At 76.8% G+C, this 24,451-nt stretch carries 27 protein-coding genes; 12 read left to right on the top strand and 15 right to left on the bottom strand.

All coding sequences use genetic code 11. From position 1 onward, the window contains the following. Nucleotides 1–23: 23 nt before the first annotated feature. Nucleotides 24–926 carry an alpha/beta hydrolase gene (locus tag ACI8AC_RS06735; protein ID WP_456896426.1) on the bottom strand — a complete coding sequence of 301 codons (903 nt, stop codon included), beginning with the start codon at nucleotides 924–926 and terminating at the stop codon, nucleotides 24–26. Nucleotides 927–1,047: 121 nt separating this feature from the next. Between ACI8AC_RS06735 and ACI8AC_RS06730 the strand changes: the two genes are divergently transcribed. The 4 genes from ACI8AC_RS06730 to ACI8AC_RS06715 all read left to right on the top strand — a co-directional run bounded on the left by ACI8AC_RS06730 (nucleotide 1,048) and on the right by ACI8AC_RS06715 (nucleotide 4,202). Next, on the top strand, nucleotides 1,048–1,953 hold the full coding sequence (locus ACI8AC_RS06730; RefSeq protein WP_456896424.1) for an AraC family transcriptional regulator: 906 nt from the start codon (nucleotides 1,048–1,050) through the stop codon (nucleotides 1,951–1,953). Between the two features lie 151 nt (nucleotides 1,954–2,104). After that, a complete protein-coding gene (locus tag ACI8AC_RS06725; protein ID WP_456896422.1) occupies nucleotides 2,105–2,380 on the top strand; it encodes an FmdB family zinc ribbon protein in 276 nt (91 codons plus the stop codon). A gap of 35 nt (nucleotides 2,381–2,415) precedes the next feature. Next, nucleotides 2,416–3,669, top strand: a complete 1,254-nt coding sequence (gene fmdA, locus ACI8AC_RS06720) for a formamidase (protein WP_456896420.1) — start codon at nucleotides 2,416–2,418, stop codon at nucleotides 3,667–3,669. 8 nt (nucleotides 3,670–3,677) lie between these two features. Next, nucleotides 3,678–4,202, top strand: a complete 525-nt coding sequence (locus tag ACI8AC_RS06715; RefSeq protein WP_456896418.1) for a gamma-glutamylcyclotransferase family protein — start codon at nucleotides 3,678–3,680, stop codon at nucleotides 4,200–4,202. Nucleotides 4,203–4,218: 16 nt separating this feature from the next. Here the strand turns inward: ACI8AC_RS06715 and ACI8AC_RS06710 are convergent, their stop codons facing one another. Next, a complete protein-coding gene (locus tag ACI8AC_RS06710; protein ID WP_456896416.1) occupies nucleotides 4,219–5,259 on the bottom strand; it encodes a transglycosylase domain-containing protein in 1,041 nt (346 codons plus the stop codon). 91 nt (nucleotides 5,260–5,350) lie between these two features. On the opposite strand from ACI8AC_RS06710, the gene ACI8AC_RS06705 reads away from it, so the two are divergent. Both ACI8AC_RS06705 and ACI8AC_RS06700 read left to right on the top strand, forming a co-directional pair. Further along, nucleotides 5,351–5,926 carry a TIGR03086 family metal-binding protein gene (locus ACI8AC_RS06705; protein WP_456896414.1) on the top strand — a complete coding sequence of 192 codons (576 nt, stop codon included), beginning with the start codon at nucleotides 5,351–5,353 and terminating at the stop codon, nucleotides 5,924–5,926. Between the two features lie 56 nt (nucleotides 5,927–5,982). Continuing rightward, nucleotides 5,983–6,801, top strand: coding sequence for a class I SAM-dependent methyltransferase (locus ACI8AC_RS06700; RefSeq protein WP_456896412.1), 819 nt, complete (start codon nucleotides 5,983–5,985; stop codon nucleotides 6,799–6,801). Here ACI8AC_RS06700 and ACI8AC_RS06695 read toward each other — a convergent pair. Both ACI8AC_RS06695 and ACI8AC_RS06690 read right to left on the bottom strand, forming a co-directional pair. Continuing rightward, entirely contained in the window at nucleotides 6,779–7,510 is a 732-nt protein-coding gene (locus ACI8AC_RS06695; RefSeq protein WP_456896410.1) for an alpha/beta fold hydrolase, read from the bottom strand. The two genes, ACI8AC_RS06700 and ACI8AC_RS06695, sit on opposite strands and share 23 nt — an antisense overlap. 48 nt (nucleotides 7,511–7,558) lie before the next feature. Beyond that, nucleotides 7,559–7,921: a DUF1330 domain-containing protein gene (locus tag ACI8AC_RS06690; protein WP_456896408.1), complete on the bottom strand. Its 363-nt coding sequence runs from the start codon at nucleotides 7,919–7,921 to the stop codon at nucleotides 7,559–7,561. 105 nt (nucleotides 7,922–8,026) lie between these two features. On the opposite strand from ACI8AC_RS06690, the gene ACI8AC_RS06685 reads away from it, so the two are divergent. Beyond that, nucleotides 8,027–8,443, top strand: a complete 417-nt coding sequence (locus ACI8AC_RS06685; RefSeq protein WP_456896406.1) for a hypothetical protein — start codon at nucleotides 8,027–8,029, stop codon at nucleotides 8,441–8,443. 138 nt (nucleotides 8,444–8,581) lie between these two features. After that, entirely contained in the window at nucleotides 8,582–9,688 is a 1,107-nt protein-coding gene (locus ACI8AC_RS06680; RefSeq protein WP_456896405.1) for a class II histone deacetylase, read from the top strand. Between the two features lie 75 nt (nucleotides 9,689–9,763). Here the strand turns inward: ACI8AC_RS06680 and ACI8AC_RS06675 are convergent, their stop codons facing one another. After that, nucleotides 9,764–10,768: a response regulator transcription factor gene (locus ACI8AC_RS06675; RefSeq protein ID WP_456896403.1), complete on the bottom strand. Its 1,005-nt coding sequence runs from the start codon at nucleotides 10,766–10,768 to the stop codon at nucleotides 9,764–9,766. Between the two features lie 222 nt (nucleotides 10,769–10,990). After that, complete coding sequence (locus ACI8AC_RS06670) at nucleotides 10,991–12,271, bottom strand: D-arabinono-1,4-lactone oxidase (protein WP_456896401.1); 1,281 nt, start codon at nucleotides 12,269–12,271, stop codon at nucleotides 10,991–10,993. 152 nt (nucleotides 12,272–12,423) lie between these two features. Between ACI8AC_RS06670 and ACI8AC_RS06665 the strand changes: the two genes are divergently transcribed. Together ACI8AC_RS06665 and ACI8AC_RS06660 are read left to right on the top strand one after the other, a co-directional pair. Next, nucleotides 12,424–12,825, top strand: a complete 402-nt coding sequence (locus ACI8AC_RS06665) for a YybH family protein (protein WP_456896399.1) — start codon at nucleotides 12,424–12,426, stop codon at nucleotides 12,823–12,825. 154 nt (nucleotides 12,826–12,979) lie between these two features. Beyond that, a complete protein-coding gene (locus ACI8AC_RS06660) occupies nucleotides 12,980–13,327 on the top strand; it encodes a DUF3303 domain-containing protein (protein ID WP_456896397.1) in 348 nt (115 codons plus the stop codon). A 5-nt stretch (nucleotides 13,328–13,332) separates the two neighbouring features. Here the strand turns inward: ACI8AC_RS06660 and ACI8AC_RS06655 are convergent, their stop codons facing one another. Continuing rightward, nucleotides 13,333–14,412, bottom strand: coding sequence for a hypothetical protein (locus tag ACI8AC_RS06655; protein ID WP_456896395.1), 1,080 nt, complete (start codon nucleotides 14,410–14,412; stop codon nucleotides 13,333–13,335). A 174-nt stretch (nucleotides 14,413–14,586) separates the two neighbouring features. On the opposite strand from ACI8AC_RS06655, the gene ACI8AC_RS06650 reads away from it, so the two are divergent. Then, nucleotides 14,587–15,999, top strand: coding sequence for a DUF4407 domain-containing protein (locus ACI8AC_RS06650; RefSeq protein ID WP_456896393.1), 1,413 nt, complete (start codon nucleotides 14,587–14,589; stop codon nucleotides 15,997–15,999). A 65-nt stretch (nucleotides 16,000–16,064) separates the two neighbouring features. On the opposite strand, the gene ACI8AC_RS06645 is transcribed toward ACI8AC_RS06650, so the two are convergent. From ACI8AC_RS06645 to ACI8AC_RS06620, 6 genes are all read right to left on the bottom strand, one after another. Then, nucleotides 16,065–16,478: a nuclear transport factor 2 family protein gene (locus ACI8AC_RS06645; RefSeq protein WP_456896391.1), complete on the bottom strand. Its 414-nt coding sequence runs from the start codon at nucleotides 16,476–16,478 to the stop codon at nucleotides 16,065–16,067. A gap of 138 nt (nucleotides 16,479–16,616) precedes the next feature. Next, nucleotides 16,617–17,948, bottom strand: coding sequence for an ABC1 kinase family protein (locus tag ACI8AC_RS06640; protein ID WP_456896389.1), 1,332 nt, complete (start codon nucleotides 17,946–17,948; stop codon nucleotides 16,617–16,619). Between the two features lie 74 nt (nucleotides 17,949–18,022). Next, nucleotides 18,023–18,484, bottom strand: coding sequence for an ester cyclase (locus tag ACI8AC_RS06635; protein ID WP_456896387.1), 462 nt, complete (start codon nucleotides 18,482–18,484; stop codon nucleotides 18,023–18,025). Between the two features lie 130 nt (nucleotides 18,485–18,614). Beyond that, nucleotides 18,615–19,889, bottom strand: coding sequence for a polyhydroxyalkanoate depolymerase (gene phaZ, locus ACI8AC_RS06630; RefSeq protein ID WP_456896385.1), 1,275 nt, complete (start codon nucleotides 19,887–19,889; stop codon nucleotides 18,615–18,617). Between the two features lie 116 nt (nucleotides 19,890–20,005). Continuing rightward, complete coding sequence (locus ACI8AC_RS06625; protein ID WP_456896383.1) at nucleotides 20,006–21,604, bottom strand: HNH endonuclease signature motif containing protein; 1,599 nt, start codon at nucleotides 21,602–21,604, stop codon at nucleotides 20,006–20,008. Between the two features lie 55 nt (nucleotides 21,605–21,659). Then, the gene (locus tag ACI8AC_RS06620; RefSeq protein WP_456896381.1) at nucleotides 21,660–22,229 is read right to left on the bottom strand and encodes a hypothetical protein; all 570 of its coding nucleotides are present in this window, start codon (nucleotides 22,227–22,229) and stop codon (nucleotides 21,660–21,662) included. A gap of 570 nt (nucleotides 22,230–22,799) precedes the next feature. Here ACI8AC_RS06620 and ACI8AC_RS06615 point away from each other — a divergent pair. Then, complete coding sequence (locus ACI8AC_RS06615; RefSeq protein ID WP_456896446.1) at nucleotides 22,800–23,684, top strand: DEAD/DEAH box helicase; 885 nt, start codon at nucleotides 22,800–22,802, stop codon at nucleotides 23,682–23,684. A gap of 68 nt (nucleotides 23,685–23,752) precedes the next feature. Here ACI8AC_RS06615 and ACI8AC_RS06610 read toward each other — a convergent pair whose 3' ends face one another. Beyond that, nucleotides 23,753–24,145 (bottom strand): PIN domain-containing protein, encoded by a 393-nt coding sequence (locus ACI8AC_RS06610; RefSeq protein WP_456896379.1) that lies wholly within the window; start codon nucleotides 24,143–24,145, stop codon nucleotides 23,753–23,755. Next, nucleotides 24,142–24,396: a type II toxin-antitoxin system Phd/YefM family antitoxin gene (locus ACI8AC_RS06605; protein ID WP_456896377.1), complete on the bottom strand. Its 255-nt coding sequence runs from the start codon at nucleotides 24,394–24,396 to the stop codon at nucleotides 24,142–24,144. Before ACI8AC_RS06605 ends, ACI8AC_RS06610 begins: the two co-directional genes overlap by 4 nt. Nucleotides 24,397–24,451 lie beyond the last annotated feature (55 nt).

The raw sequence follows: 24,451 nt of genomic DNA, 5'->3' as shown, positions 1-24,451 counted from the left end.
GCCGCGGTGGGGGCTCGGCGTCCTCAGGCCAGGTGCTGCCGGAACCAGCCCAGCTGAGCCGGTGCCGACCGCTCGAACGCCCCGTCCACGTAGGCCTCGAAGTGGCCGACCGGCAGCACCAGCAGCTCCTTGGGCTGACGGGCCCGCTCGTAGTACTCGAGCGTCAGGTCGGCGACCGTGAGGTGGTCCTGCGCGGCGACCACGAGCATCAGCGGCGTCGGGGCGATGTCGGCGATGTAGGCGCCCGGCTCGTACTCGACGAACATCTCCACCGAGCGCAGCGTGACCTCGTTCCGCCAGGACGGCGCCCGCTCCAGGATCGGGCCGAGGAAGAAGTCGTGGGTGTCGGCGGTGGGCAGCGCACAGGGCTCGTCGGGCTCCTTCTCCCAGGCCACCTGGATCATCGCCGGGTCAGCGCCGGCGTAGCGGGCCGCGCGGTCGGCGTCGAACATCTGCCGGAGCTCGCCGAAGGTGTCCGCGCGGATCAGCCGGCGGGCGTTGGCCAGGCCGCTGACCAGCGGCACCTGGGACACCACGCAGCGCACCCGCCGGTCGATCGCCGCCACGACGAGCACGTGCCCGCCGCTGTAGCTCGACCCCCAGATGCCGACGCGGCCGGCGTCGCACCACGGCTGCGCCTGCGCCCAGGTGATCGCGTCCCGGTAGTCGCGGACCTGCTGCCACGGGTCGATCTCGCCGCGCGGGGTGCCGTCGGAGGCGCCGAGGTTCCGGTTGTCGTAGACCAGCACGCCCAGGCCACCGGCGGCGAAGTGCGCCGCGAAGTCGTCCAGGTACATCTCCTTGACGGCGGAGAAGCCGTGGGCCATGACGACCAGGGGTGCCGGGCCGTCCACCCCCTCCGCCGGGTAGTGCCACCCGCGCAGGGTGATGCCGTCCTCGGTGGCGAACTCGATGTCCTCTCGCATGCGCCGACCGTCGCCGCGCGCGCACCGGCCCGTCGCGGCGATCCCCGCACGAGCCGCGGCGGTGCCCGCATCCCTTGCCCCGGGACCCCCGCCGGGGTTGGCTGCGCGGCGGGAGGTCCCCATGCCCCTGGTCGCCGAGCGGTGGAGCCCCGCCGACGTACCGGCCCCCGCGCGGGCCGACGCCTTCCGTGCCGCGGTCAGCGCGACCCACCTGCCCTGGTCGCTCCGCCCGGGGGAGCCGGCGCCGGGGCCGGTGGAGCTGACCCGCTACCGGGTCGGCGACCTCGACCTCGTCGACTGCCGGTGCGGGCCGTGCGAGGGCTTCCGCGGTCGCGCCGAGCTCGCCGCCACCGAGGGTGACCGCGTGGGTGTCCTCCTCGTCCGCGAGGGCAGCGAGCTGGTGCAGCTGGGGGAGCGGCGGGTCGTCGTCCCGGCGGGGGCGGCGCTGGTGTGGCGCGCCGACCGGCCGGTGCGCTTCCGGGTGCCCGGGCGGCTGCACAAGTGGACCCTGCTGGTCCCCGCGTCCCGGCTCCCCGAGGACGTCCCGGACGGGCTGCTCGACCCGGCCGCCGCCGGCCTGCTGGCCGGCCTGGTGGGGACGGCGCTGGGCGCCGCCGGCACCCTCGACGCGCGGCTCGGCGGGCCGCTGGCCGACGCCCTGGTCGACCTGCTGGTCGGCGCGGTCACCCCACCGCCGCCGGACGACGCCGCGTGGGGGCGCGTGGTCGCCCACGTGGCCGCGCACCTGCGCGACCCGGAGCTGACCCCGGCCTCGATCGCCGCGGCGGCCTACGTCTCCGAGCGCTCGCTGTACGCCCTGTGCGCCGCCCGCGGCACGACCCCGGCCGGGTACGTGCGCCGGCTGCGGCTGGAGGGGGCGCGCCGCGAGCTCGCGCGGCGGGGGACGGCGGGCACGGTCGCCGCGGTCGCGCACGCCTGGGGCTTCGGGGACACCGCCACCTTCGGCCGCGGCTTCCGCGCCGCGTTCGGGTGCACGCCGGACCAGGTGCGCCGCGGGCAGGGATGACCCGGCCCCCGGTCGGCGGCTCGTCACCGATCAATGACTCAGGGTGACCAGCACGCGGGGCCGGGGTGGCCGGTGCGGGCGGGCTCCCCGAGGCTCGGGCGCGAGGCCGCCGCAGGTCCAGCCCGGCCTCCCGAGGCGAACGGAGGGCGCCGTGGCCGTCTACCAGTACCGGTGCACCGACCACGGCGTGCTCGAGGTGGGCCGCCCGATCGGCACCGCCGCCGAGCGGGAACCCTGCCCGGCCTGCGGGGTGCCCGCCACCCGGGTGTTCACCGCCCCCCGGCTCGCGCTGGGCGACGCCGGCGCCCGGGCGCTGATCGAGCGCGCCGAGCGCAGCGCCTCCGAGCCGGACGTCGTCAGCGCCCCGCCGTCCCGCCGTCCCGCGCCGGCGGTGAACCCGGCCCACGCCCGCCTGCCCCGTCCCTGACCCGGAGCCCCCGACCCCGACCGCTGGAGGAGCCCGTGCCCGACGTCGTCTTCCCCCTCGACTCGACGAAGAAGTTCACCGAGCAGGAGATCGTGGGCCACAACCGCTGGCACCCCGACATCCCGCCGGCGGTCACCGTGCGGCCCGGGGACACCTTCCGGGTGCACTGCCGGGAGTGGTTCGACGGGGCCATCCACAACGACGACTCCGCCGACGACGTCCGGGACGCACCGCTCTCGCGGGTGCACTGCCTGTCCGGGCCGATCGCGGTGGAGGGGGCCCGCCCCGGCGACCTGCTGATGGTCGACATCCTCGACGTCGGGCCGATCCCGCAGGAGGACTCCGGCCCGCTGGCCGGCCAGGGCTGGGGCTACACCGGGATCTTCGCCCGCGACAACGGCGGCGGCTTCCTCACCGACCAGTTCCCCGACGCCTACAAGGTGGTCTGGGACTTCCGCGGCCAGACCGCGACCTCCCGGCACGTGCCCGGGGTGTCCTTCACCGGCCTGATCCACCCCGGGCTCATGGGCACCGCGCCGTCGGCCGACCTGCTGGCGAAGTGGAACCGGCGCGAGGGCGCGCTCATCGCCACCGACCCCGACCGGGTGCCGCCGCTGGCGCTGCCGCCGCTGCCGGACGACGCCGTCCTCGGGTCGCTCTCCGGCGCGGAGTTCGACCGGGTGGCCGCCGAGGCCGCCCGCACCGCCCCGCCGCGGGAGAACGGCGGCAACCAGGACATCAAGAACTTCTCCAAGGGCAGCCGGGTCTTCTACCCGGTCTACGTCGACGGGGCCGACCTCTCGGTCGGCGACCTGCACTTCTCGCAGGGGGACGGCGAGATCACCTTCTGCGGCGCCATCGAGATGGGCGGTTTCATCGACCTGCACGTCGACCTCATCCGCGGGGGGATGGAGACCTACGGGGTCAGCGAGAACGCGATCTTCATCCCGGGCAACGTCGAGCCGCGCTACGAGCGCTACCTGGCCTTCTCCGGGACGTCGGTGACCCTGGACGGCGAGCAGCGGTACCTGGACTCCCAGCTGTCCTACCAGCGGGCGTGCCTGCACGCGATCGACTACCTGACCCGGTTCGGCTACACGCCCGAGCAGGGCTACATGATCCTGGGTGCCGCACCCATCGAGGGCCGGCTCTCGGGCGTGGTCGACATCCCCAACTCGTGCGCGACCGTCTACCTGCCGACCGGCATCTTCGACTTCCCGGTCGAGCCCTCGCCCCGCGGGCCGCACCGGGTCGACCCCGGCACGGGCGTGCCCCGCTCGACCCGCTGAGGAGAGCCGTGCACGCACCGGAGCGCTACCTGGCCTACGGCAGCAACATGGCCGACCCGGCGCTGCGGGGGCTGCCCGGCGTGTGCAGCCTGGGTGCGGCGGCGGTGCCCGGCCACCGGCTGCGGTTCGGCCGCGCCTCGCTGCGCTGGCAGGCCGGCGCGGCCGACGTCGTCCCGGCGGCCGGGTGCACCGTCTGGGGCGAGCTGCTGGAGGTGGACGAGGCGGCGCTCACCTTCCTCGACGCCAAGGAGGGCGTGGCGCAGGGCTGGTACCGCCGGGCGGTCGTGCCGGTGCGGGCCGGCACCGGGGCGGGGGAGGCGCTCACCTACGTCGTCGTCGAGCCGGCCCGGGTCGAGCAGGTGCCGCGGCCGGACTACCTGCAGCGGATGGTCACCGCCGCCCGGGAGCTGGGCCTGCCGGCCGGCTACCAGGTCTTCCTGCGCGGGCTGCTGGCCGAGGTCCGCGCGGGGACGGCACCCGGCCGGTTCCGCTGCGCCGGTCCACCGCCGGTGGTCGGTGCCGAGCGGTACTGACCACCCGGCGGCGCCGTCAGGCGGTGCCCTCGGCGGCGATGAGGTCGGCGACGGCCTGCGGCCGCTGCGAGCAGTCGTCGGCGGAGGCCGGCTGGTCGGAGGCCAGCCCGGTGATGCCGGCGTCCTCGACCGGCTGGAAGCCGCGCGCCGCGATGTGCCGCGGCACCCGGTTCTGGGCGTTGACCACGTGCGAGCGGGACAGCCAGCCCATCCCGTCGGCCACCTCGAAGTCCATCCCGCCGCCGGGTGCGCGCTGCACGTGCCCGGGGGAGGGGAGCAGGCCGACCAGCTGCACCGCCCGGTCGACCGGCAGGTCGGAGGGCGGGGCGTCGAAGTAGTACCAGCTCGCCGCGCAGACCCCGTAGAGCGTGGGCCCGAACTGGGCGTAGTTGACGTAGAGCTCGAGCATCCGGCGGTCGTCGAGGACGAGGGCCAGCTCCGCGGCCAGCCCGGCCTCGACCGCCTTGCGCCAGGCGCTCATCCCCTGGGTGAGGAACAGGTTCTTGGCCACCTGCTGCGGGATGGTGGAGCCGTGCGGGTCCTCCTGCCCGGCGAGGTGGGCCTGCGCCCGCTCGGTCAGCTGGTCCCACTCGAAGGCGCCGGAGCGGTAGGGCAGCGGCTGGTCCTCGTGCGCGATCACCGCGGCCAGGAAGTTGCGCGACACGTGCTCGACCGGGACGGACTGCTGGACGGCGCCGCCCGGGTTGGCCGCCATGAAGGCCGTCGTCGGCGGGTCCACCCAGCGCAGCGCGAGGACCACCAGCGCCTGCAGCACGAGGACGGCGGCGAGGCCGCGGGCGAGCAGCCGCAGCCCGCGGCCTCGCCGCCGCCGGCCGCCCCGGTCCGGCTCGCCGGGGACGGCGTCGCCCGCGGGCGGGGGCGCGGGGGGCCAGGGCTGCGGCCCGGCGTCGGTGGCCCAGCGCCCGCGCGGGTCGGCCGACCAGCGCCCGGGTGCGTCGGCCCAGCGCCCGGGTGCATCGGCCCAGCGCCTGCGCGGATCGGCCCAGCGTCCGCGCGGGCGTGCCTCGGCCCTCGGGTCCGGCTGGTGGTCGGGCATGGTGCGGCGCTCTCCCCTGTGTGCGGATCGTCATCATACGAGGACGGTCGGTCAGCGCTCACTTCCCGAGCCGCCGAGGGTCTGCCCTGCCGTGGAGACGACGACCGTCGACCTCGGCCCGACCGCGGCCGCCGTGGCGCGCGTGGTGGCCGGGGTGCGCGAGGACCAGCTGACCGACCCGACCCCCTGCGCGGGCACGTCCGTGGCCGGGCTGCTCGACCACCTGGCCGGCCTCGCCCTGGCCTTCCGGCTCGCCGCGGAGAAGCGGCCGGCCGAGGGCGGGCCCCGGGCGGACGCCGCGCACCTGCCGCCCGACTGGCGCGCGGAGGTCCCCGCGCGGCTCGACGCGCTCGCGGCGGCCTGGCGCGACCCCGCGGCCTGGGAGGGGGAGACCGCGGCCGGCGGGGTGCGGATGCCCGGCGCGGTGGCCGGGCTCGTGGCCCTCGACGAGGTGCTGGTGCACGGCTGGGACCTCGCCGCCGCCACCGGGCAGCCCTACGCCCCCGACCCGGCCGCGGTGCAGGCGTGCCTGCCGTTCGTGGCGGAGTCCGCCGCCGACCCGCAGCCCGGCCTGTTCGGCCCGCCGGTGCCGGTGCCCGACGACGCCCCGCCGATGGACCGGCTGCTCGGGCTCACCGGCCGCGACCCGGGGTGGCGCCGGCGCTGAACCACCTTGTCGCGGACTGCCGACCGGAGGAGGCTGCCCGCCGGCGGAGGTGGGCCATGGACCAGCGGGCAGCACTGGCCGGGGTCTTCGACCGGGCGGCGCCGACGTACGACCGGGTGGGCGTGGAGCTGTTCGGCCCGATCGCCGAGCGGCTGGTCGAGGAGCTGGCGCCGCAGCCCGGGGAGCGGGTGCTCGACGTCGGCTGCGGCAGGGGTGCGGTCCTGCTGCGGGCGGCCGACCGGGTGGGCCCGACCGGCGTGGCCGACGGGGTCGACCTGGCGCCGGGCATGGTGGCGGCCGCCCGCGAGGAGGCCCGGGCCGCCGGCCTCGAGGTGTCGGTGTGGGTCGGCGACGCCGCGGACCCCGCCCCGGGTTCGGGGCCCTACGACGTCGTCGCCTCGTCCCTGGTGCTGTTCTTCCTGCCCGACCCGGCCGCCGCGCTCCGGGCGTGGCGCACGCTGCTCGTGGACGGCGGCCGGCTCGGCGTGACCACGTTCGGCGGGTACGGCGAGGCCTGGGGGGACGTCGACGCCGTGTTCACCCCGTACCTCCCGCCGCAGGCCCGGGACGCGCGGACCACCGGCCGGACGGGCCCGTTCGCCTCCGACGCGGGCGTGGCGGAGCTGGTCCGCGGAGCCGGCTTCGCCGACGTCCGCACCGCCCACCTGACCGTGCCGGTCCGCTTCGCCGACGAGGAGCACTGGCACACCTGGTCGTGGTCGGTCGGTCAGCGCGGCTTCTGGGAACGCGTGCCCGAGGCCGAGCGGGACGGCGTGCGGGCGCAGGCCTACGCCGCGCTGCAGCGCTGCCGCGACACCGAGGGCCGCATCGGGTTCGACCAGGACGTCCGGGTCACGCTCGCCCGCCGCGGCTGACCCCTCCGGCGACCTCGCGGGCCAGCGCCTCGATCGGCGCCGACCAGGCGGCGGGTGCGGTCCAGACGAAGCTGTGCGCGCCGGGCACGGTCGCGAACCGGCCGTCGGGTGCCAGGCGGGCGAGGTCGCGCGCCCAGGCCTCGGTGCACAGCCGGTCGCGGTCGCCGTGCAGCACGAGCACCGGCACGCCCACCCGGGGGACGGTGCGCTCCAGGGCGTCGGCCAGGTGCACGCCCAGCAGGTGCGCCACCCGCCGCAGCCCGGCGCGCTGCCGCTCGGGGGCGTGCTGGACGTCGAGGTCGGCCGGCTCCAGCTCGCGGTTGCTTCGCCAGGCCAGGAGCACCCGGCGGCGGCTGCGGAAGCGCGGGTCCACCGACGGGGAGGCCAGCACCAGCGCCCGCACCCGGCCGGGGGAGGACACCGCGGCGTGGGCGGCGACCTGGGTGCCGCCCGAGTGGCCGACCAGCACCACCCGGTCGAGGCCGGCCGCGGTCAGCCACTCGGTGACCACCGCGGCCAGGTCGGCCATGCCGAGGGGGCGCGGCGGCTCCCCGCTGCCCCCGGTGCCGGGCGGCTCGACGAGGTGGGCGCGGGTCCAGGCGCCGAGCTCCCGCAGCGCCGGCTCGAGGTAGTTCGCCACCGCCAGCCCCGGGACGACGACCACCTCGGGCACGCCGGGCCGGGGCGTGCCGGCCACCCGGCTGCGCACGACCCCGAGGCTCGTGGACCGGGTCTCCAGGCCGACCCCGGGCGGCACCTACCAGGAACGGGTCGGCTGCAGCACGGCCTCGGTGAGCGCCTCGGTGCGCAGGTGGGTGACCTGCTGGTACTCGGGGTCGGCCACCATCCGGCTGAACGCCTCGCGCGAGGGGTAGCGGACCAGCAGCACGGCGTCCCAGTCCTGCCCCTGCTCGGCGACCAGCGGGGTGCCGCCGTCCCCGGCGTAGAGCACCTCGCCGCCGTAGCGCGGCAGGAACGTCTCGGAGAGGGCCTTCGCGTACTGCGCGTAGGACTCCCGGCCGCCCTCGGCGAACCGCAGCAGGTTGAGCATCACGACCGGACCGCCCGGGTCCTCCTGGAGGTAGCGCTTGAGATCGGCACCGCGGGGGTCGACAGCCACGGGTTGCACGCTAGCAACGGTCCGGGTGCGGACGCCCGGGGGCGCTGGTTGACTGCCGGGGACGGCGAGCCGAGCCGTCCTGGTCGAGCCTCGAGGGGGTCCGCCGTGGCGACCGAGATCGCAGGGATGTCCAAGGAATCGCTGGCACGGGCGATCGGGCTGACCGGTGCCGCCTTCGGCGCCGTCAGCGTCGTCGCGCCGCGCGCGGTCGCCCGCGCCTACGGCGTCCCGGTCAGCTCGGCCGGGTTGCAGCTGCAGCGGCTGTTCGGCAGCCGCGGGCTCGCCGTGGCCGCGCTGACGCTGACCGCGGACACCGAGCGCGAGATCGACCGGGGCCTGGCGGTGGTGGCCGGGATGAACGCCGTCGACGTGCTCACCGCGCTGGGGGCGGCCAAGGGCGCCGGGTCGGCCACGACGCTGCGCGCGGTGCTCAGCTCGCTGCTCTACGGCGGGGCGGCGCTGGCCGTGCGCTCGATGCGGGTGCCGGTGCACCGCCGCGGCCTGCTCCGCCGCCGGTCGTGAGCCGCCGGCGCTGACCCCGGGACACCCGCCGGGAGGGGCGGGCCGCCGTCCGCGCCGATGGGCAGAAGCGCCCATTGAGCGCGGGGGCCGCCGCGCGGTTGCCTACCGGGCACCAGGCATCCGCGAGGGAGGACGGCGATGACGACCGGGGCACTGTGGGACGAGCGGTACATGTGGTGGGACACGCGTTCGGCCGGGGCGTTCATCCCCGCCGGCGGCTGGATCGAGCCCGACGAGCACGCGGAGAACCCGCGCACCAAGCGCCGGCTGAAGAACCTGCTCGACGCCTCCGGGCTGTCCAAGCAGCTGCAGTGGCTCGACGCCCGCCCGGCCACGGTCGAGGAGCTCTGCCGGGTGCACGACGAGGCGTACGTGCACGCCATGAAGGCGATGTCCGACGCCGGGGGCGGGGACGCCGGGGAGCTGGTGCCCTTCGGGCCGGGCGGGTACGAGATCGCCGTGCTGGCCGCGGGCGGCGCCATCGTCGCGGCCGAGGCGGTGCACAGCCGCGCGGTCGACAACGCCTACGCGCTGACCCGCCCACCCGGCCACCACGCCGAGCGCGACCGCGGTCGCGGCTTCTGCATGTTCGGCAACGTGGCCATCGCCGCCCGCCACCTGCAGGCGGCGCACGGCGTCCGGCGGATCGCGGTCGTGGACTGGGACGTCCACCACGGCAACGGGACGCAGCAGGCGTTCTACGGGGACGCCGACGTCCTCACCGTCTCCCTGCACCAGGACTCCTACTACCCGCACGAGAGCGGCGCCGCCGACGAGACCGGGGAGGGAGCGGGGGCAGGCGCGAACATCAACGTCCCGCTGCCCCCGGGGACCGGCGTCGGCGGCTACCTCTACGCCATGGAGACGGTCGTGCTCCCGGCGCTGCGGCGCTTCGCCCCCGAGTTCGTGTTCGTGGCCTCCGGCTTCGACAGCAGCGCGCTGGACCCGCTGGGCCGGCAGATGCTGCACTCCGGCGCCTACCGCGAGATGACCCGGATGATCGGCGACGTGGCGGCCGAGACGGCCGGCGGCCGGCTGCTCATCGTGCACGAGGGCGGCTACAGCGCGGCCTACGTGCCCTTCTGCGGGCTGGCCACGATCGAGCAGCTCAGCGGCGTCCGCACCGAGGTCGAGGACCCGTTCCTGGACTTCCTGTCCGCGATCGGCGGCATGGACCTGCAGCCGCACCAGAAGGACGTCGTGGACGCGCTGCGCCCGCTCGTCGACGGGGTGCCCGGGGCCTGACCGACGGCGCCGGTGACCGGCCGGCCGTGCACCGCGGCCGGCCGGTCACCGTCCGTCGAGTCACCGCCCGTCGGGTCACCGCCCCGGCAGCAGCCGCCAGCCCTCCTGGACCGCCCGTACCGCCGCCGCGGCGCGGCTGGGAGCGGCGCACTTGGCCAGCACGTGTTCGACGTGGTGGGCGGCGGTCCGCTCGCTGATGCCCAGCCGGCGGGCGAGGGCGTGGTTGGACAACCCCTCGGCGAGCAGCGTGAGGACCTCCAGCTCCCGGGCCGACAGACCGTGCGGCGGGTCGCAGGGCCGGCCGACGACGAGGGTCCCGCCGGCGACCGCCACCAGCCGGATGCGGCACCAGCCCGCCGGGCCGTGCCAGCACCAGGCTCCCTCGCCGCGCCGGCTCGCGATGGCGGCGAGCAGGGCGGGGTCGTCGGGCAGCAGCGGCGGACGGCCCGGGAGGGGCACCAGCCGCCCGTCGGGGGTGACCACGGACGCCGCCTCGTCCGGCGCGAGGGCGGCGGCGAGCGCGCCGAGCCGGCGGGTGGCGTCCACCGCGGCCGCCAGCGCGGGCGCCGCGTGGTGCAGCGCCGCGACGACGTCGGGGCCGGGCGCTCCGTCGGTGGTCGTGCTGACGTGCAGGTCGCCGGTCCAGCGGCCGTCGGTGGTGACCAGCCGGGCGGTCGCGCCGCCGCAGTAGCCGGCGGGGGAGAACACCTCCCGGACCGACGGGGTGGCGGTGTAGCCGTCGACGTCCCGCCATCCGCGCGCGCGGCGGCCGGGGTCGGTGACCAGCAGGCGGTAGCCGACGTCGGCCACCAGGAACCCCGGACCGGTGAGGTGCGCCAGCACCGGCGCCGGGTAGCCGGAGCAGGCCAGCGCGGTGGACCGGCCGGAGAGCGGCTCGCGGGCGGCCAGCGCGGCGGCGACGACCTCCGGCAGGCCGCACAGCTCGGCCAGCACGTCGCCGGCGGCGGTCTCGGGCGTCGCCGCCGACGAGGCCGCCGTGGCCAGGCGCAGTGCGAGGGCCAGGCCGTCCAGGGCCGTGCGGTCGAGGGCCGTGCGGTCCACGGCCGGGGCGTCCGGCACGTGCCCAGCCTGGCGGGTGGCCGGGCCCGGCGGAAGGGGCGGCGGCGCAGGGCCGCAGCACCGGCTCGCCGCCCGCCCCCCGCCCGGCCTCCCGCCCCCCGCGGCCCCAGCGGTGATCATGGGGTTCTGACCGGCGACACGGGCCGACACGCCGCGACGGTCGAGCGCATCCCCGTGATCACCGCCGGCAGGGGCCGGCCGGCGCCCTCCCGGCAAGGGCGATCAGCCCAGGACGTGCTCCTCCAGCCAGTCGTTGCGGAAGGCGCCGCGCGGGTCGAGCCGGTCGGCGAGGGCGACGAAGTCGGCGTGCCGCGGGTAGCGGGCGGCGAGCTCGGCCGCGCCGGCGCGGAAGAGCTTCCCCCAGTGCGGGCGCGGCCCGAACGGCTCGAGGGCCGCCTCCAGGTCCGCCAGCAGCGCGCGGACGTCGTCCTCCCGGGGTCGCCAGGTGAAGTGCAGGGCGAGCGCCGGCTCGCCGTGGGCGGTGCTCAGCCACAGCCGGTCGGCGGCCACCGCGCGGATCTCGCAGACCTGCAGCAGCGGCCGGATGCGGGAGGCCAGCGAGCGCACCGCCTCCAACGCGGCCGCGGCGTGCCGCCGCGGCACGAGGTACTCCGACTGCAGCTCGTCCCCGGCGCTGGGGGTGAAGCCCATCCGGAAGTGCGGCAGCCGGTCCGACCAGGGGCCGGGCACGCCGAGCTGCGGGGTGCACGGAGCGGGGTCCAGCGCGGGGATGGGGTGCCGGTCGACGGGGGCGGGGGTGGCCCCGAACAGCTCGCCGTCCCCGGGGTCGGGCTCGTCGGTGCGGGACTTGACCCACAGCAGGTCGACGTCGCGGCCCCAGGTGGTGAACAGGCTGACGCTGTAGCCGCAGGACAGGACGGCGTCCGGGTCGGCCTGCAGCGTCTCCCACGCCAGGCCCTCGTGCACCCGCTGGCGGATCTCGTAGGCGGGCTCGACGTCGAGCGTGAGCCGGGTGACCACCCCGAGCGCGCCGAGGCCGACGACCAGGCCGTCGAAGTCGGCGTCCCCACGCCGGGCGTGCCGGACCGCGCCGTCGGAGGTGACCAGCTCCAGCGCGGCCACCGCGGTGGCCAGGTTGCCGTTGCCGACACCGGAGCCGTGCGTGGCCGTGGCGACCGCGCCCGCGACGGAGATGTGCGGCAGCGAGGCGAGGTTGTGCAGCGCCACGCCGTGGGGCGCCAGCGCCTCGACCAGCCGCCCGTAGGTGACCCCGCCGCCCAGCGAGACGGTGCCGGCGCCGGGGTCGACGACGACGTCGGCCGGGTAGCCGGTCCCGTCGGCGAGCGGCTCCAGGGAGAGCAGCTCGGCGGAGTCCGCGATCGCGGTGAACGAGTGCCGGGAACCCAGGACGCCGATCCGCTCCGCGCCGGCCACCAGCTCCTGCACCTGCTCGAGCGCGGCCGGCCGGTGCACCACCCGCGCGGCGTAGGTGTGGTTGCCGGCCCAGTTGCGCAGCGGCGTGCCCGCCGTCGTCCCCGTCACGGAACCGATCCTCCCCGCCCGGGGGCCACCTCGTGAGCCACCGGTCGCGGAGCGTGCGGGTGCGGGCTGCCCGGCGCGTTGCCGCGGCCCAGCACGTTGCCCGACGTCCGGCGCCGCCCGACCCTGGGCGCCACCGACCAGGGGAGGTCGCCATGACCCGCAGTGACACGGTTCGCAGTGGTACGGCCCGCGGTGACGTCGACGCCACCGTCGCCACCTTCGTGCAGGCGCTGGAGAGGGGGGACGCCGCGACGATGGCGTCGGTCTACACGCCGGACGCCAGGCTGCTGCCCCCGGGCGCCGAGCCGCAGACCGGAGCCGGCATCGAGCGCTTCTGGCGCGCCGCGATCGACCAGGGCGTCACCGGCGGCACCCTGGAGACCGTGTCGCTCGAGGAGTCCGGCGACCTCGCCGTCGAGGAGGGCCGGTACGAGCTGCGGGCCGGGGACGAGACGATCGACCGCGGGAAGTACGTCGTCGTCCACCGGCGGCTGGGGGACGGCAGCTGGAGATGGGGCATCGACGTCTGGAACTCCAGCGTCGCCGCCGGCTGACCCCGTGGCCGGCTACACGGCGTAGGGGGCGGTGGCGGGGGACGACGACGCGCCGGGTCCCGGATGCCACGTGTCCCGCGGCCGGCTCCCGCCCACCCGCCGGTGGGACGCTGCGACGCGCCGTGGCCACGGCTCCTCAGGAGGGCCCGGTGAGGTGGGCCCTCCCCGGCCGCAGGAGGTCCTCATGGGCCAGATGTACCTCCACCGCTTCACCACGCGGGACGGCGTCAGCAAGGCCGAGGTGGACGCCGCGTGGACCGAGGCGTTCCGCGCGTTCGCCAGGTCCGGCAACTGGGGCGGCGTCGAGAGCGGGATCACCCACCACGGGACCTGGGGTGACACGAAGGGCGGGTTCATCCTCGTGGAGGCCGACGACCCGGCCGCGCTCGCCCGCTACCAGGCCCACCACCTGACGACCTACGCCCACGTCGTCGACATCACGATCGTGCCGGTCTACGACATGGACGAGGCCTTCCGCGGCGTGATCGACAGCATGCGCTGACCCGGTCAGCGCAGCACGAACGCCGTCGTCGTCAGGCCGCTGCCGAGGCAGACCCCGGTGGCGACCAGGGTGTCGCCGGACGCGGCGATCGCGCCGAGGCTGCCGGCGCCGGGGCACAGCACCGTGCGGCCCAGGTGCTCGCCGCTGGCCAGGTCGACGGTGACGATGCCGGGCTCGACCTGGTAGGCGGCCAGCGGCAGGTAGGCGTACCGGCCGTCGGGGTCGACGGCCACGTCGAGCCCGGAGTCCTCGGTGCCGCGCAGCTCCACCTCCGTGGTCACCTCCGCGCCGTCGACGACGACCAGCCGGCCGGAGGCCGGTCCCGCGACGCTGGCGACCGCGCGGCCGTCCGCGGTGAGCGCCAGCGCGGCGGGGGTGGCCGGGGCGGCCGAGGCCCCGGTGAGGACGACGGGGTCGCCGGCGGGGCGCAGGTCGGCGGTGAACCGGGCCAGCACCGGCCGGCCGTCGCGCACCGCCAGCGCGGTGAGGCCGTCGGCGCCGGCCGCGAGGTGGGTGGGGGAGAGCTCGGTCGCGGCGCGGGCGACCTCCCCGCCCGCGAGGTCCAGGGCGACCAGCTCCGCCGGGCCGGCGTCCGCGGTGAGCGCGGCGACCAGGGTGCCGCCGTCGGGGGAGAGGGCGAGCGTGCTGCGGGCCGCCGCGGTCGGGACGGCGGTGGCGACGGGCTCGGCGTCCCCGGGCGGCACGGCGAGCACGGTGAGCGCGCCGTCCCGGATGCCGGCGACGAGCACGGTGCCGTCGGGTTGCACGGCGACCTCGGCGTCCGGGCCGGCGGCGGGGATCTCCCGGCGGACGGTCGACCCGTCGTCGCCGAGGTGCACCAGCCAGCTGCGGTCGGCGGTGCCGACGAGGGCGACGACACCGCCGGTGGGGTCGGCCGCGAGGTCGTGCGGGCGGACGTCGGCGTTGACGGTCGTGTCCAGGTCGATCGTGCCGGCGCGCGTCCACGACGGCGGGGCGGGCGCGGGGTCGCCGTCCCCACCGGTGTCCGTGCAGCCGGCCGCCAGCGCCAGCCCGAGGGGCACCGCGGCGAGCAGGGCCGCGGCGGTGCGGCGGGCGGCGGGCATGTCGGCTCCCGGGCAGGGGAGGTCGAGCCTCCCGCCGTCCGGCCGGCGGGGGCAAGCCGGGGACGCGACGCCGATCACGCCCGAGACCGTGCCGTGACCGCCGGGGACTGCCGATGAGAGGGGGCGAGGCGGCGGAGACACCCACGACCCCCGTCGCCCGGGGGTGCGTGCGACATGGCTCGACAGCGGATCGGGGACGGCCTGGCCGTGCTCGGCGGGGCGCGTCCCGACCTGCTGGCGGCCGCGCCCGGGGCGCGGCCGAAGTTCGTCGCGCTCGGCGGGGTGCTGCTGAGCACCGGCGGGCTGGCGGTGCTGTCCGCGGCGTTCGCGGCCGCCATGGCCATCGGGCTGTGGTGGCCGTTCGCGCTGCTGGTGGGCCTGTTCTGGGGCGCGGTGATCGTCAACCTCGACCGGATGCTGCTGGTCGGGATGGCGCACGACGCGTCGTGGAAGCGGAACCTGGTCATGGCCGTGCCGCGGGTGGGGCTGGCGCTGATCCTGGGCGTGGTGGTGGCGACACCGCTGACGCTGCAGGTGTTCCACAAGGAGATCGACACCGAGATCGTCACGATGCAGGCCGAGGCCGCCGACGCCTACCGGACGTCGCTGGAGTCCGACGCGCGCTTCACCGGCCTGCCCGAGCTGCGGGCGCGGATCGCCGCCGACCAGGAGGTCGTGGCCTCCGGCGGGCGCAGCGACGAGGGGCTGGCCGACGTCCACGCGCAGGCCGCCGCCGCGCAGGCCGCCTACGACGCCGCCGTCGCCTCCGCCCGCGAGCTCGAGGCCAAGGCGCAGTGCGAGCTGGACGGCACCTGCGGCACCGGCGACGCCGGCACCGGGACGGCGTACCAGCAGGCCCGCGCTGCCGCGGACGGCGCCGCCGCGGCCGTGGCCGGCGCCCGCACCGAGCTCGACGCCGCGCTCGCCGCCACCTCGGCCGCCGAGGCGCGCAGCGCCGCGCAGGCCGCCTCCTCGCTGGAGACCGACCAGGCCGAGCTGGCCCGGCTGACCGCCGAGCAGGACCGGTTGCAGGCGGCCTTCGACGCCACCAACGAGGGGTCGGGCGGGATCCTCCTGCGGCTGGAGGCGCTGGACCGGCTCAGCGACCGCAACACCACGCTCTGGGCGGCCAAGACGATGCTCTCGCTGCTGTTCATGTGCGTGGAGATCCTGCCGGTCCTCATGAAGCTGCTGCTCAACTTCGGGCCGCCGAGCACCTACGACCGGCTGGCCGCGCTGCGCGACTCCGGGGACGTGGAGATCGAGGAGCTGCAGAAGGAGTCCCGGCTGGAGGTGGCCCGCGCCACCGAGGAGCTGCTGGTGCTCGCCGAGAAGGACCGCATCGAGCGGCGCAAGGAGGCCATCCTGGCCCGCCGCCGCCCGGCACCCGCCCCGACCCCGCCGGCCCCGGCCCCGGTGGCCGCCCCCGCCCAGGCCCCGGCCGCCGTCCCGGCGCCGGCCGCCGCGGACATGCCCGAGCCGCGGCAGCCCTGGGACACCGGCCCGATCCTCACCGCGGCCCGCAACGCCGCCGTCCGCACCGTGCGGACCGTCCGCCGCCGGCCGCCCGGCCGCGTCGCGGTCTGAGCCGTCCGCCCAGCTCACCGGCCCGGCCGGGGTGCAGCCGAGCACCCCGCCGGGCCGGTGCCATCTCAGGCGCCCATCACCTCGGCGAGGCGGCGGGTGTCGGTGTACTGCTGGAAGCGGGCGATCCGGCCGTCGCGGAGGTCCCACACGTGGGCGAACGGGATGTCCAGCGGGAGGCCCGTCGCGGTGCCCCGGGTGGCGGTGTAGCGGCCCTCGACGACCACGGTGTCGCCGTCGCCGAGGAAGCGCCGCGGGTTCACGCGGAAGTCCTCGAAGTCCGCGGCGAGGGGCGCGAAGACGTTCTCGACGACCTCCTGCGGGCCGGTGAAGGCGCGCCCGGGGTGGCGCGGGTGGCTCTCGGCCTCGTGCCACTCGACGTCCTCGGTCATCCCGGCGACCACGGTCTCGACCTCCCCCCGCCCGAAGGCCTCGTAGAGGGCTTGCATCGTGTCGACGTTGCTGGTGACGGTCTGCGTCATGGCGACCTCCTCCGGGAGTGGGAGGGAAGGCGACGGCAGTGAGCGGCGCGGGGGCACGGACCCTCGCGCCAGACCGTTCGGAGGTCCGGCGGCCGGGGACCGCGCTCCCTGACCCTCCGTGAGCCGGGCCGCACGGCGTCAGCGGTAGCCCGGCAGCCAGCGGCGGACCTCGGCGTCCACGGCGACGGTCGCGCCCAGCGAGCAGAGGACGCCGACCAGCCCGACGGCCACCCGCTGCAGCAGCAGGTGCCGCGGCGGGATGGACATGCGGCGCTGGGTGCGGGACGCCGCGCCCAGCGGGTCGGAGGCACGCCGGGTCTGCTCCTGCATCCAGCCCCGCGTGAAGCGGTAGGCCGGGGTCCGCAGCGGCTCGAGGTAGGGGTCGAGCAGCGCCGCCAGCGCATCGGGGGGGACGGCGCCCGGCCGGAGGAGACCGGCCGCCCCGGCCAGGTGGTGCAGCGTGGCGGCGTCGCCGTCCCGCCCGGCGGCGAGCAGCGGGCCGAGCCGTGCGGGCCAGCCGGCGGGCAGGTCCTCGGTGGCGCCGAAGTCGAGGACGGCGAGCCGGCCGTCGTCCAGCAGCCGGAAGTTGCCCGGGTGCGGGTCGCCGTGCAGCTTCCGCGCGCGCACCGGCGCCGAGGCGAACAGCCGGAGCAGGAGCAGCCCGGCGCGGTCCCGGTCGGCGGTGCTGCCCTCGGCGATGACCCGGGACAGCGGCGTCCCACCGAACCATCGCGTCACCAGCACGCCGGCCTCGACGGCCAGCACCTCCGGGACGGCGATGTCCGGGTCCCCCGCGTAGGCGTCGGCGAAGGCGGTCTGGGCGGCGGCCTCGTGCGGGTAGTCGACCTCCTCGACCACCCGCGCCCGGAGCTCGGCGACCAGCGCGCGGGCGTCCATGCCGGGCGCGGCCGCGCGCATGAGCGGCACCACCGTCTGCAGCATGCCGAGGTCGGCGACCAGGGCGTCCCCGGCGCCGGGGTACTGGACCTTGACCGCGACCGGGGTGCCCGGGTCGGTGCCGTCGTCCCACACCGCCCGGTGCACCTGGCCGACGCTGGCCGCGGCGACGGGCCGGTCGCCGAACTCGCGGAACCGCTGCCGCCAGCCCGGGCCGAGGGCGGCCGCGAGCTGCTGGTGCACCAGCGCCGCCGGCATCGGGGGCGCGGCCTCCTGCAGCTGCACGAGCGCCTCGCGGTACGGGCCGGCCAGGGCCTCGGGCAGGGCGGCCTCCATCGCCGACATCGCCTGGCCGACCTTCATGGCGCCGCCCTTGAGCTCGCCGAGGGTGGCGAACAGCTGCTCGGCGGTGCGCTGCTGCACCTGGGCCGCGACGACCTCGGCGGGGCGGCCGCCGATCCGCCGGCCGAGGCCGACGGCGGTGCGGCCGGCGAAGGTGGCCGGGAGCGCGGCCAGCCGGGCGGTGCGGGCGATCCGGCTGCGCGACGGGCGGCCGGCGTCCTCGGGGGCCATGCGGCGGACGGTAGCGCCGCGGGACGGCCTCGTCGTCCCGCGGCGCTCCCCGTCCGGCCCGGTGCGCGCCGTCCTCAGGCGGCCGTGCCCGGCATCGGGGGCAGGACGCCGGCCTTCGTCAGCCAGCCCAGCCAGTCCCCGAGGTGCCAGGCCTCGGACACCCGGTCGCCGGACCAGTGCAGGACGTGGGCGCCCTCGGCGGAGGTGGCCTTCCCCGTCGGCTCCACCCCCGGCAGCAGCTGCGTCGCCCCGGAGAGGACCGCCCCGACCGTCCACCGGTGCACCGAGGTGCTCCCGTCGACGAGGTCCTCCTGCACCTGGACGTGCATCTCGGAGAAGCCGGCCCTGAAGGCGGCGATGAACTCCCGCAGCTCGCCGCGGCCCATGTCCGGGAACGGGGGCGCGTGGTAGACGACGTCCTCGGCGAAGACCTCGTCGACGGCCGACAGGTCGCCCTGCTCCCAGGCGGCGACGAAGCGGGTCATCGCCTCGTGCGCCCGGTCCTTCGTGATCGCTGCGCTGGTGGTCCCGGTCATGGCGCGCCTCCTCACCTCAGGTGCCCGTGGCGTCCCCGATGGTCCTCGGGGCACCGCCGCACGCCAGGGTCGTCCGGCCCTCGACCGGGGCCGAGGTCGAGGGCCGGGACGGAGGATGCGGGCCCGCTCGCTACGCCGTCCGCTCGGCCGCGGCGGCCTCCTCGATGTGCGCCCGGACGACGGGGTAGACCTCGGCCTCCCAGCGCGAGCCGCTGAAGACGCCGTAGTGGCCCACGCCGTGCTGCAGGTGGTGCCGCTTGCGCTCGTCGGGGATCCCGGTGCAGAGCGCGTGGGCGGCCTCGGTCTGGCCGGGGGAGCAGATGTCGTCGTTGGCGCCCTCGACGGTGAGCAGCGCGGCGCTGCGGATCGCGCCGGGGTCGACGCGCCGTCCCCGCCAGGTGAAGCGCCCGGTGGCGAAGTGGTGCTCCTGGAAGATGCGGCCGACCGTCTCCAGGTAGAACTCGGCGGGGACGTCCATGACCGCGCCGTACTCGTCGTAGAAGGCCCGGGTGGTCGCCGCCGCGGCCTCGTTGCCGGTGACCAGGTCGCGGTACATCTGCGCGTGCGCGCCCACGTGCCGCTTCGGGTTCATCGACATGAACGCGGTCAGCTGCACGACGCCCGGGTAGACCCGCCGGCCGGCGCCGGGGTACCAGCGCGGCACGGTGTCGACGACCCGGCGCTCGAACCAGGTCAGCGGCTTGCCGGCGGCCGAGGTGTTGACCCGGTTGGGGTTGACCCGGGTGTCGACCGGGCCGGCCATGAGGGTGACGCTGGCCGGCTCGGCCGGGTCGCCCTCCGCGGCGAGCAGCGCGACGGCGGCCAGGACCGGGACGGCGGGCTGGCACACGGCCACGACGTGGGTGCCGGTGCCGAGGTGGCGCAGCGCGTCCACGACGTGCTCGATGTACTCGTCCAGGCCGAAGGGCCCGTGGTCTGCGGGGACGTCGCGGGCGTTGTGCCAGTCGATGACGTGCACGTCGTGCTCGGAGAGCAGCGTGCGGATCGTCGGCCGGATCAGCGTGGTGAAGTGGCCGGACATGGGGCCGACGACGAGCACGCGGGGCTGACCGGTCACCGACGGCTTGGCGAAGTGCAGCAGCGTCCCGAACGGCGTCGTCCGGCCCGGGCGCTCGACGACCTCGGCGTCGCGGCCGCCGACCGGCACCGTCCCGATGCCGAAGGCCGGGCGGTCGTGCGTGGGGCGGGCCTTGGCGAGGATCTCGCAGGCCGCGCGCGCGTGCCGCACGGCCGGCGTGCGGGACAGCGGGGCGGGCAGGGCGTGCAGCGCCCGGGCGGTCAGCCCGGACGCCGCGACGACGGGCGCGCCGACCCGGCGGTTGATCTCGTAGGCGGTGTAGAGCATCGTCCTGCCTGTCGGCTCGTCGGGGGTGACGCCGGTCACTTCCCCGGCAACCTAGCCGCAACCAGGGACGGCGGCCCGTCGGCGCGCTCGTGGCGCGTTCCCCGCGGTGCGCCGGGCGGGCGCGCCGCCGTCCTGCTGGTCGGGCGGGCGAGCCCTCAGCTGCGCAGCGGATCCGGTGGCGCGAGCCCGTCGAGCCACGGCGGGTCGGGTTCGGGGTCGTGGTACCAGCCGGGCGGGCGGGTGGTCCGGGAGACCCCCGACGGCGTGCGGACGACGAGCCGGCCGTCCGGCAGCAGGGTGAAGGACCAGCCGCGGGCGAAGGTCTTGATCCGGTGGTGCCGACGGCAGAGGCAGCACAGGTTCCAGCAGTCGGTCGGCCCGCCGGCGGAGTGGGCCTGGCCGTGGTCGATGTCGTGGCGGCCGGGCCGGCGGTGGCAGCCGGGCATGCGGCAGTGCCGGTCGCGGGCCGTGACGAGGCGGCGCTGGGCGGCGGTCGGCCGGTAGCCGCGGGTCGGTGGCGGACGGCGCAGGCCCGGCCCGTCGCCCGCTCCGCCTGCTCTGCCTGCTGTGCGCGTCCCGTCGTCGGTGCCCGTCTTCCCGCCCGCCCCCTCCGGGCGGGTGCGCTCCTCCTGACCCCGGCCCGGGCAGCCCCCGCCGCTCCGCCGGTCCCGGCGGCGGAAGCGGCGACCCCGCCCGGCTGCGCGCCGGAGCTCGGCGCGGGTGGCCACGGCGAGCGTCTCCCCGGTGGCCGGGTGGTCGATCGCGACGTGCACGGCGCCGCCGGCCGGGGCGGAGCCGAGGCCGAGCACGTCCAGCTGTGCGAGCAGCTCGCGGCACTGGGCCGCCGAGATCCACTGCCCGTCCAGCTCCGCGGGCGCCGCGCCGGGCGGCGCGTCGGCCCGCAGCGAGGGCAGCGCGGCGTGGATGTGCAGTTGCGCGGTCACGGGCGGCCGGCTGGTGTCCCAGGGCCGCAGGACGAGGTCGAGCGCGGCTGCCGAGCGGAGCACGCCCATCGGCCGGTCGTCCCCGTCGGCGCGCATCCACCGGGCGTACTGGTCGACCGCGTCGCGGGCCGCGTGCACGGCGGGCAGCGGACCCTCGACGACCAGCCGCCCGAGGTCGTCGGCGGTGCGCTCGACGTGCACGTCGGCCCGACGCTCGGCCTCCTTCCGGCGGCGTTCCTTGGCGTCGGCGTCCAGCCGGTACAGGTGGTAGCGGGCGCGGTCGGCCAGCCGGCCCGGCGGGCACTGCTCGGCTCCCGGCAGCACCCGGGCCTGGACCCCGGCGGCGACCTCGTCGTCGGCGTCCTCCAGCAGGTCGAGCAGGATGCGCGCCTTGCGCACGGTCAGCCGCCCCGCGTACAGCTCCGACCAGGTCGCGGTGAGCTTGGTGGTGAGCAGCAGCGACTCGGCGGCGAGCCGGCCGGCCTCGGCCTCCGAGCAGTGCCGGATGAGCGCCAGTTCGGTGACGAAGTCGTCGGACACGTCGGCGAGCGCGGCCGGGCGCATCGCCCGGGAGTCCGGCCCCGGCCCGCCCCGCGGCCCGAAGGCGGTGTCGCGCTCGACCGAGCGCCGGCGCGCCAGCTCCGCGATCGTGGCCGCCTGCCGGGCGTGCTCGCGGGCCACGTGGGCGTCGGCCGACCAGATGTCGCAGACCAGCTCCAGCTCGGCCGACTGCCGCGACACCACGTCCGCGGGCAGGACGGGCACCGGCTCGCCCTCCACCGGCGGCCGCGGCAGCCCTCCGTCCTCCATGCCCGCACGCTAACCGGCACCACCGACAGTTCCCGCAGGTCAGCGCGGTCCCGGGTCAGACGTCGTCCACCGCGCGCACGGCCGCGCGGAAGGCATCGGCGCACGCGTCGACCGCGGCCAGCGCGTCATCCGTGAGCTCCCTGCGGAGACCGCGTTCGGCGTGCCCGTGGCGGATGAGGTCGCGCAGCAGGTCCGGCGCGCGGTCGAGGTGCGGCGTCGCGTCGTGGACGAACCGCAGGCGCGGATCGAGCAGCCGGCGGACGTTGCGGCGACTCCAGACCAGCGGGTCTCCGGCGCCGTTCGCGATGCCTGCCGCGAGGACCTCGTCGAGGAGCGGGCGCAGGTCGCCGTCCGTCCAGGCGGCCCCGAAGGGGACGGCGAGGAAAGCGGTCGCGATCTCGTCGAGCGCCTCCTCCGAGAGGTCGCGGAGCACGCGGTCCTGACCGCCCGCGGGCAGCAGCGACAGCATCCACTCGACCAGTGGGCGCGATCCGGCGAGGGCTTCGGACCCGACCGGGACGAGGCCACGGTCCAGCGCGGCGAGGGCCGCGGTGATGCGGGCACGGGCGTCGGCGGGAGGGATGTCGCGTACGCGGGCGTCCGGGTCCTCGTCCTCGACCAGCATCGGGACCACCGATGCGGGCTGCGCCGGGCGATGAACCCGTCGCGACGGCGCCGAGGTCGTCGCTGATGCGGACGACGGCGGTGAGGGGGTGACCGCCGGGCACGGTGGCGCCGATCAGGAGGTCGTCGGCGCCCCGGAACACCGTGCCGATCTCGATGGCCCGGTCTACCGGCTCGGTGCGGTCGAGCTCCGCGAGCCACCGCGGCAGCACGTGCCCTCGGTCGGCGATCTCGCGACGCACCCGCCGGCGCAGGTCGATGTCGACGGTCAGCGTGGCGATCGCCAGCAGCGCGGCGGACGTCTCGACCCGGTCGGCCGCGGAGAGGCCGCGGACCATCTCGTCGAGCGAGGCGGCCGGGTCGTCGGCACCGGCCGCTACCGCGAGCAGCCGACCGACGGAGCCCAGGAGCAGTCCGGGCGTGGGCGAGTCGACGCCCTCGCGCAGGACGGCCAGCAGGTCCGTCCCGGTCGACGCCTGCTTCTGCTGCGGTCGGCGGGGCACGGCTCGCTTCCTGCTCCTCGGCACCGGGCGGACGCTACTGCGGCCCGCCGACCCCGCCGGTCTGCCGGCTGTGGACAGCGCGACGGCCCGGGCTGTTCCCGAGCCCGCAGCGGTTCACCGAGCACTACCGGACGCCGATCGAGCGGGGCGGGGACCAGGAGCGGCTGGCCGCGCTGCGCCGCCGCGTCCGGCCGCTGATGCGCCGCCGCACCGACGAGCAGGTCGCCGCCGAGCTGCCGCCCGAGCAGGAGCAGGTGCTCGAGGTGGTGCTCGACCCCAGGCACCGCAAGGTCTACGACACCCACCTGCAGCGGGAGCGGCGCGAGGTGCTCGGCCTCGTCGACGACCTGCCGCGCAACCGGTTCACCGTCTTCCGGTCGCTCACCCTGCTGCGGCAGCTCGCCCTCGACGCGTCGCTGGTCGACGAGGCCTACGCCGGGATCCGGTCGAGCAAGGCCGACGCCTTCCTCGAGCACCTGCAGGAGGTGGTCGCCGAGGGGCACCGCGCGCTGGTGTTCAGCTCCTTCACCGGTTTCCTGGGCACGGTGCGCGGCCGGCTGGACGCGGCGGGGCTGCCCTACGCCTACCTCGACGGCCGCACTCGCGACCGGCAGCGGGTGGTCGACGGGTTCCGCGACGGGCGCGCCCCCGTCTTCCTCATCGGCCTCAAGGCCGGCGGGTTCGGGCTCAACCTCACCGAGGCCGACTGCGTGTTCGTGCTCGACCCGTGGTGGAACCCGGCGGCCGAGGCGCAGGCCGTCGACCGCACGCACCGGATCGGCCAGGACAGGACGGTGATGGTCTACCGGCTGGTGGCCGCGGACACCATCGAGCAGAAGGTCCTGGCCCTGCAGGAGCGCAAGCGCGACCTGTTCACCCGGGTGATGGACGACGAGGACGGCGCGATGTCCGGTGCGCTGACCGCCGAGGACATCCGCGGGCTGTTCGCCTGAACCTGCCGGCGGCCCTCTGCAGGTGACCGCGCCGGGCTCGCGAGGCACGGAGCAGAGGGGTGTGTGCCTCAGACCCGGACGACGTGGAGCTCGCTGAGGTCGGCGAGCACGTCGAAGTCGGCGTCCTGGCTGACGACCGGCACGTCGTGGGCGAGCGCGGTGGCGGCGATCCACGTGTCGTTGACGTCCACCCGCCGGCCCGATCGGGCAAGGCGAAGACGGAGCTCCGCCCATGCGTCGGCAACGGCTGCGTCGATCGGCAGGGGATTCAGGTCGGCGACGGTCTGCAGGGTGGTGAGGCGGCGCGACCGCGCCGACAGGTCGGCGGCGGCCAGGACGCCCGCGCGAAGTTCCCCGTAGGTGATCACCGAGACGGCGACCTCGTCGGGCAGTCGTGCGACGTCGAGCCCCCGGTCCTCACGGGCGATGAACACGCTGGTGTCCAGCAGGCCGCGGGTCACTCGATGGGCCCGAGCTCGTCCGTTCCGCCGGAGAGCGCGCGCAGCTCGTCGCCGAGCGCGGGATCGGCCTGGATGGTGCTGAGCCGTTCGACGAGGAGGGAACTCCTCGTCCAGTGTGGACGGTGCGCGCGGAGCGGCCCGAGTTCTGCGACCGGCTCGCCGTTGACCGTGATCTGCACGGACTCACCCGCCGCCGCGCGGCGCAGCACGCCGGCGGTGTCGTTCCGCAGCTCCCGTGACGCGACCTTCACGGCTACGACCGTAGCACATCTGTAGCCGTACAGGGGGATGCCGCGACCATCACGG

This window comes from Geodermatophilus sp. SYSU D00758, assembly GCF_054049955.1.
This window is presented reverse-complemented; position numbering and strand designations above follow the sequence as displayed.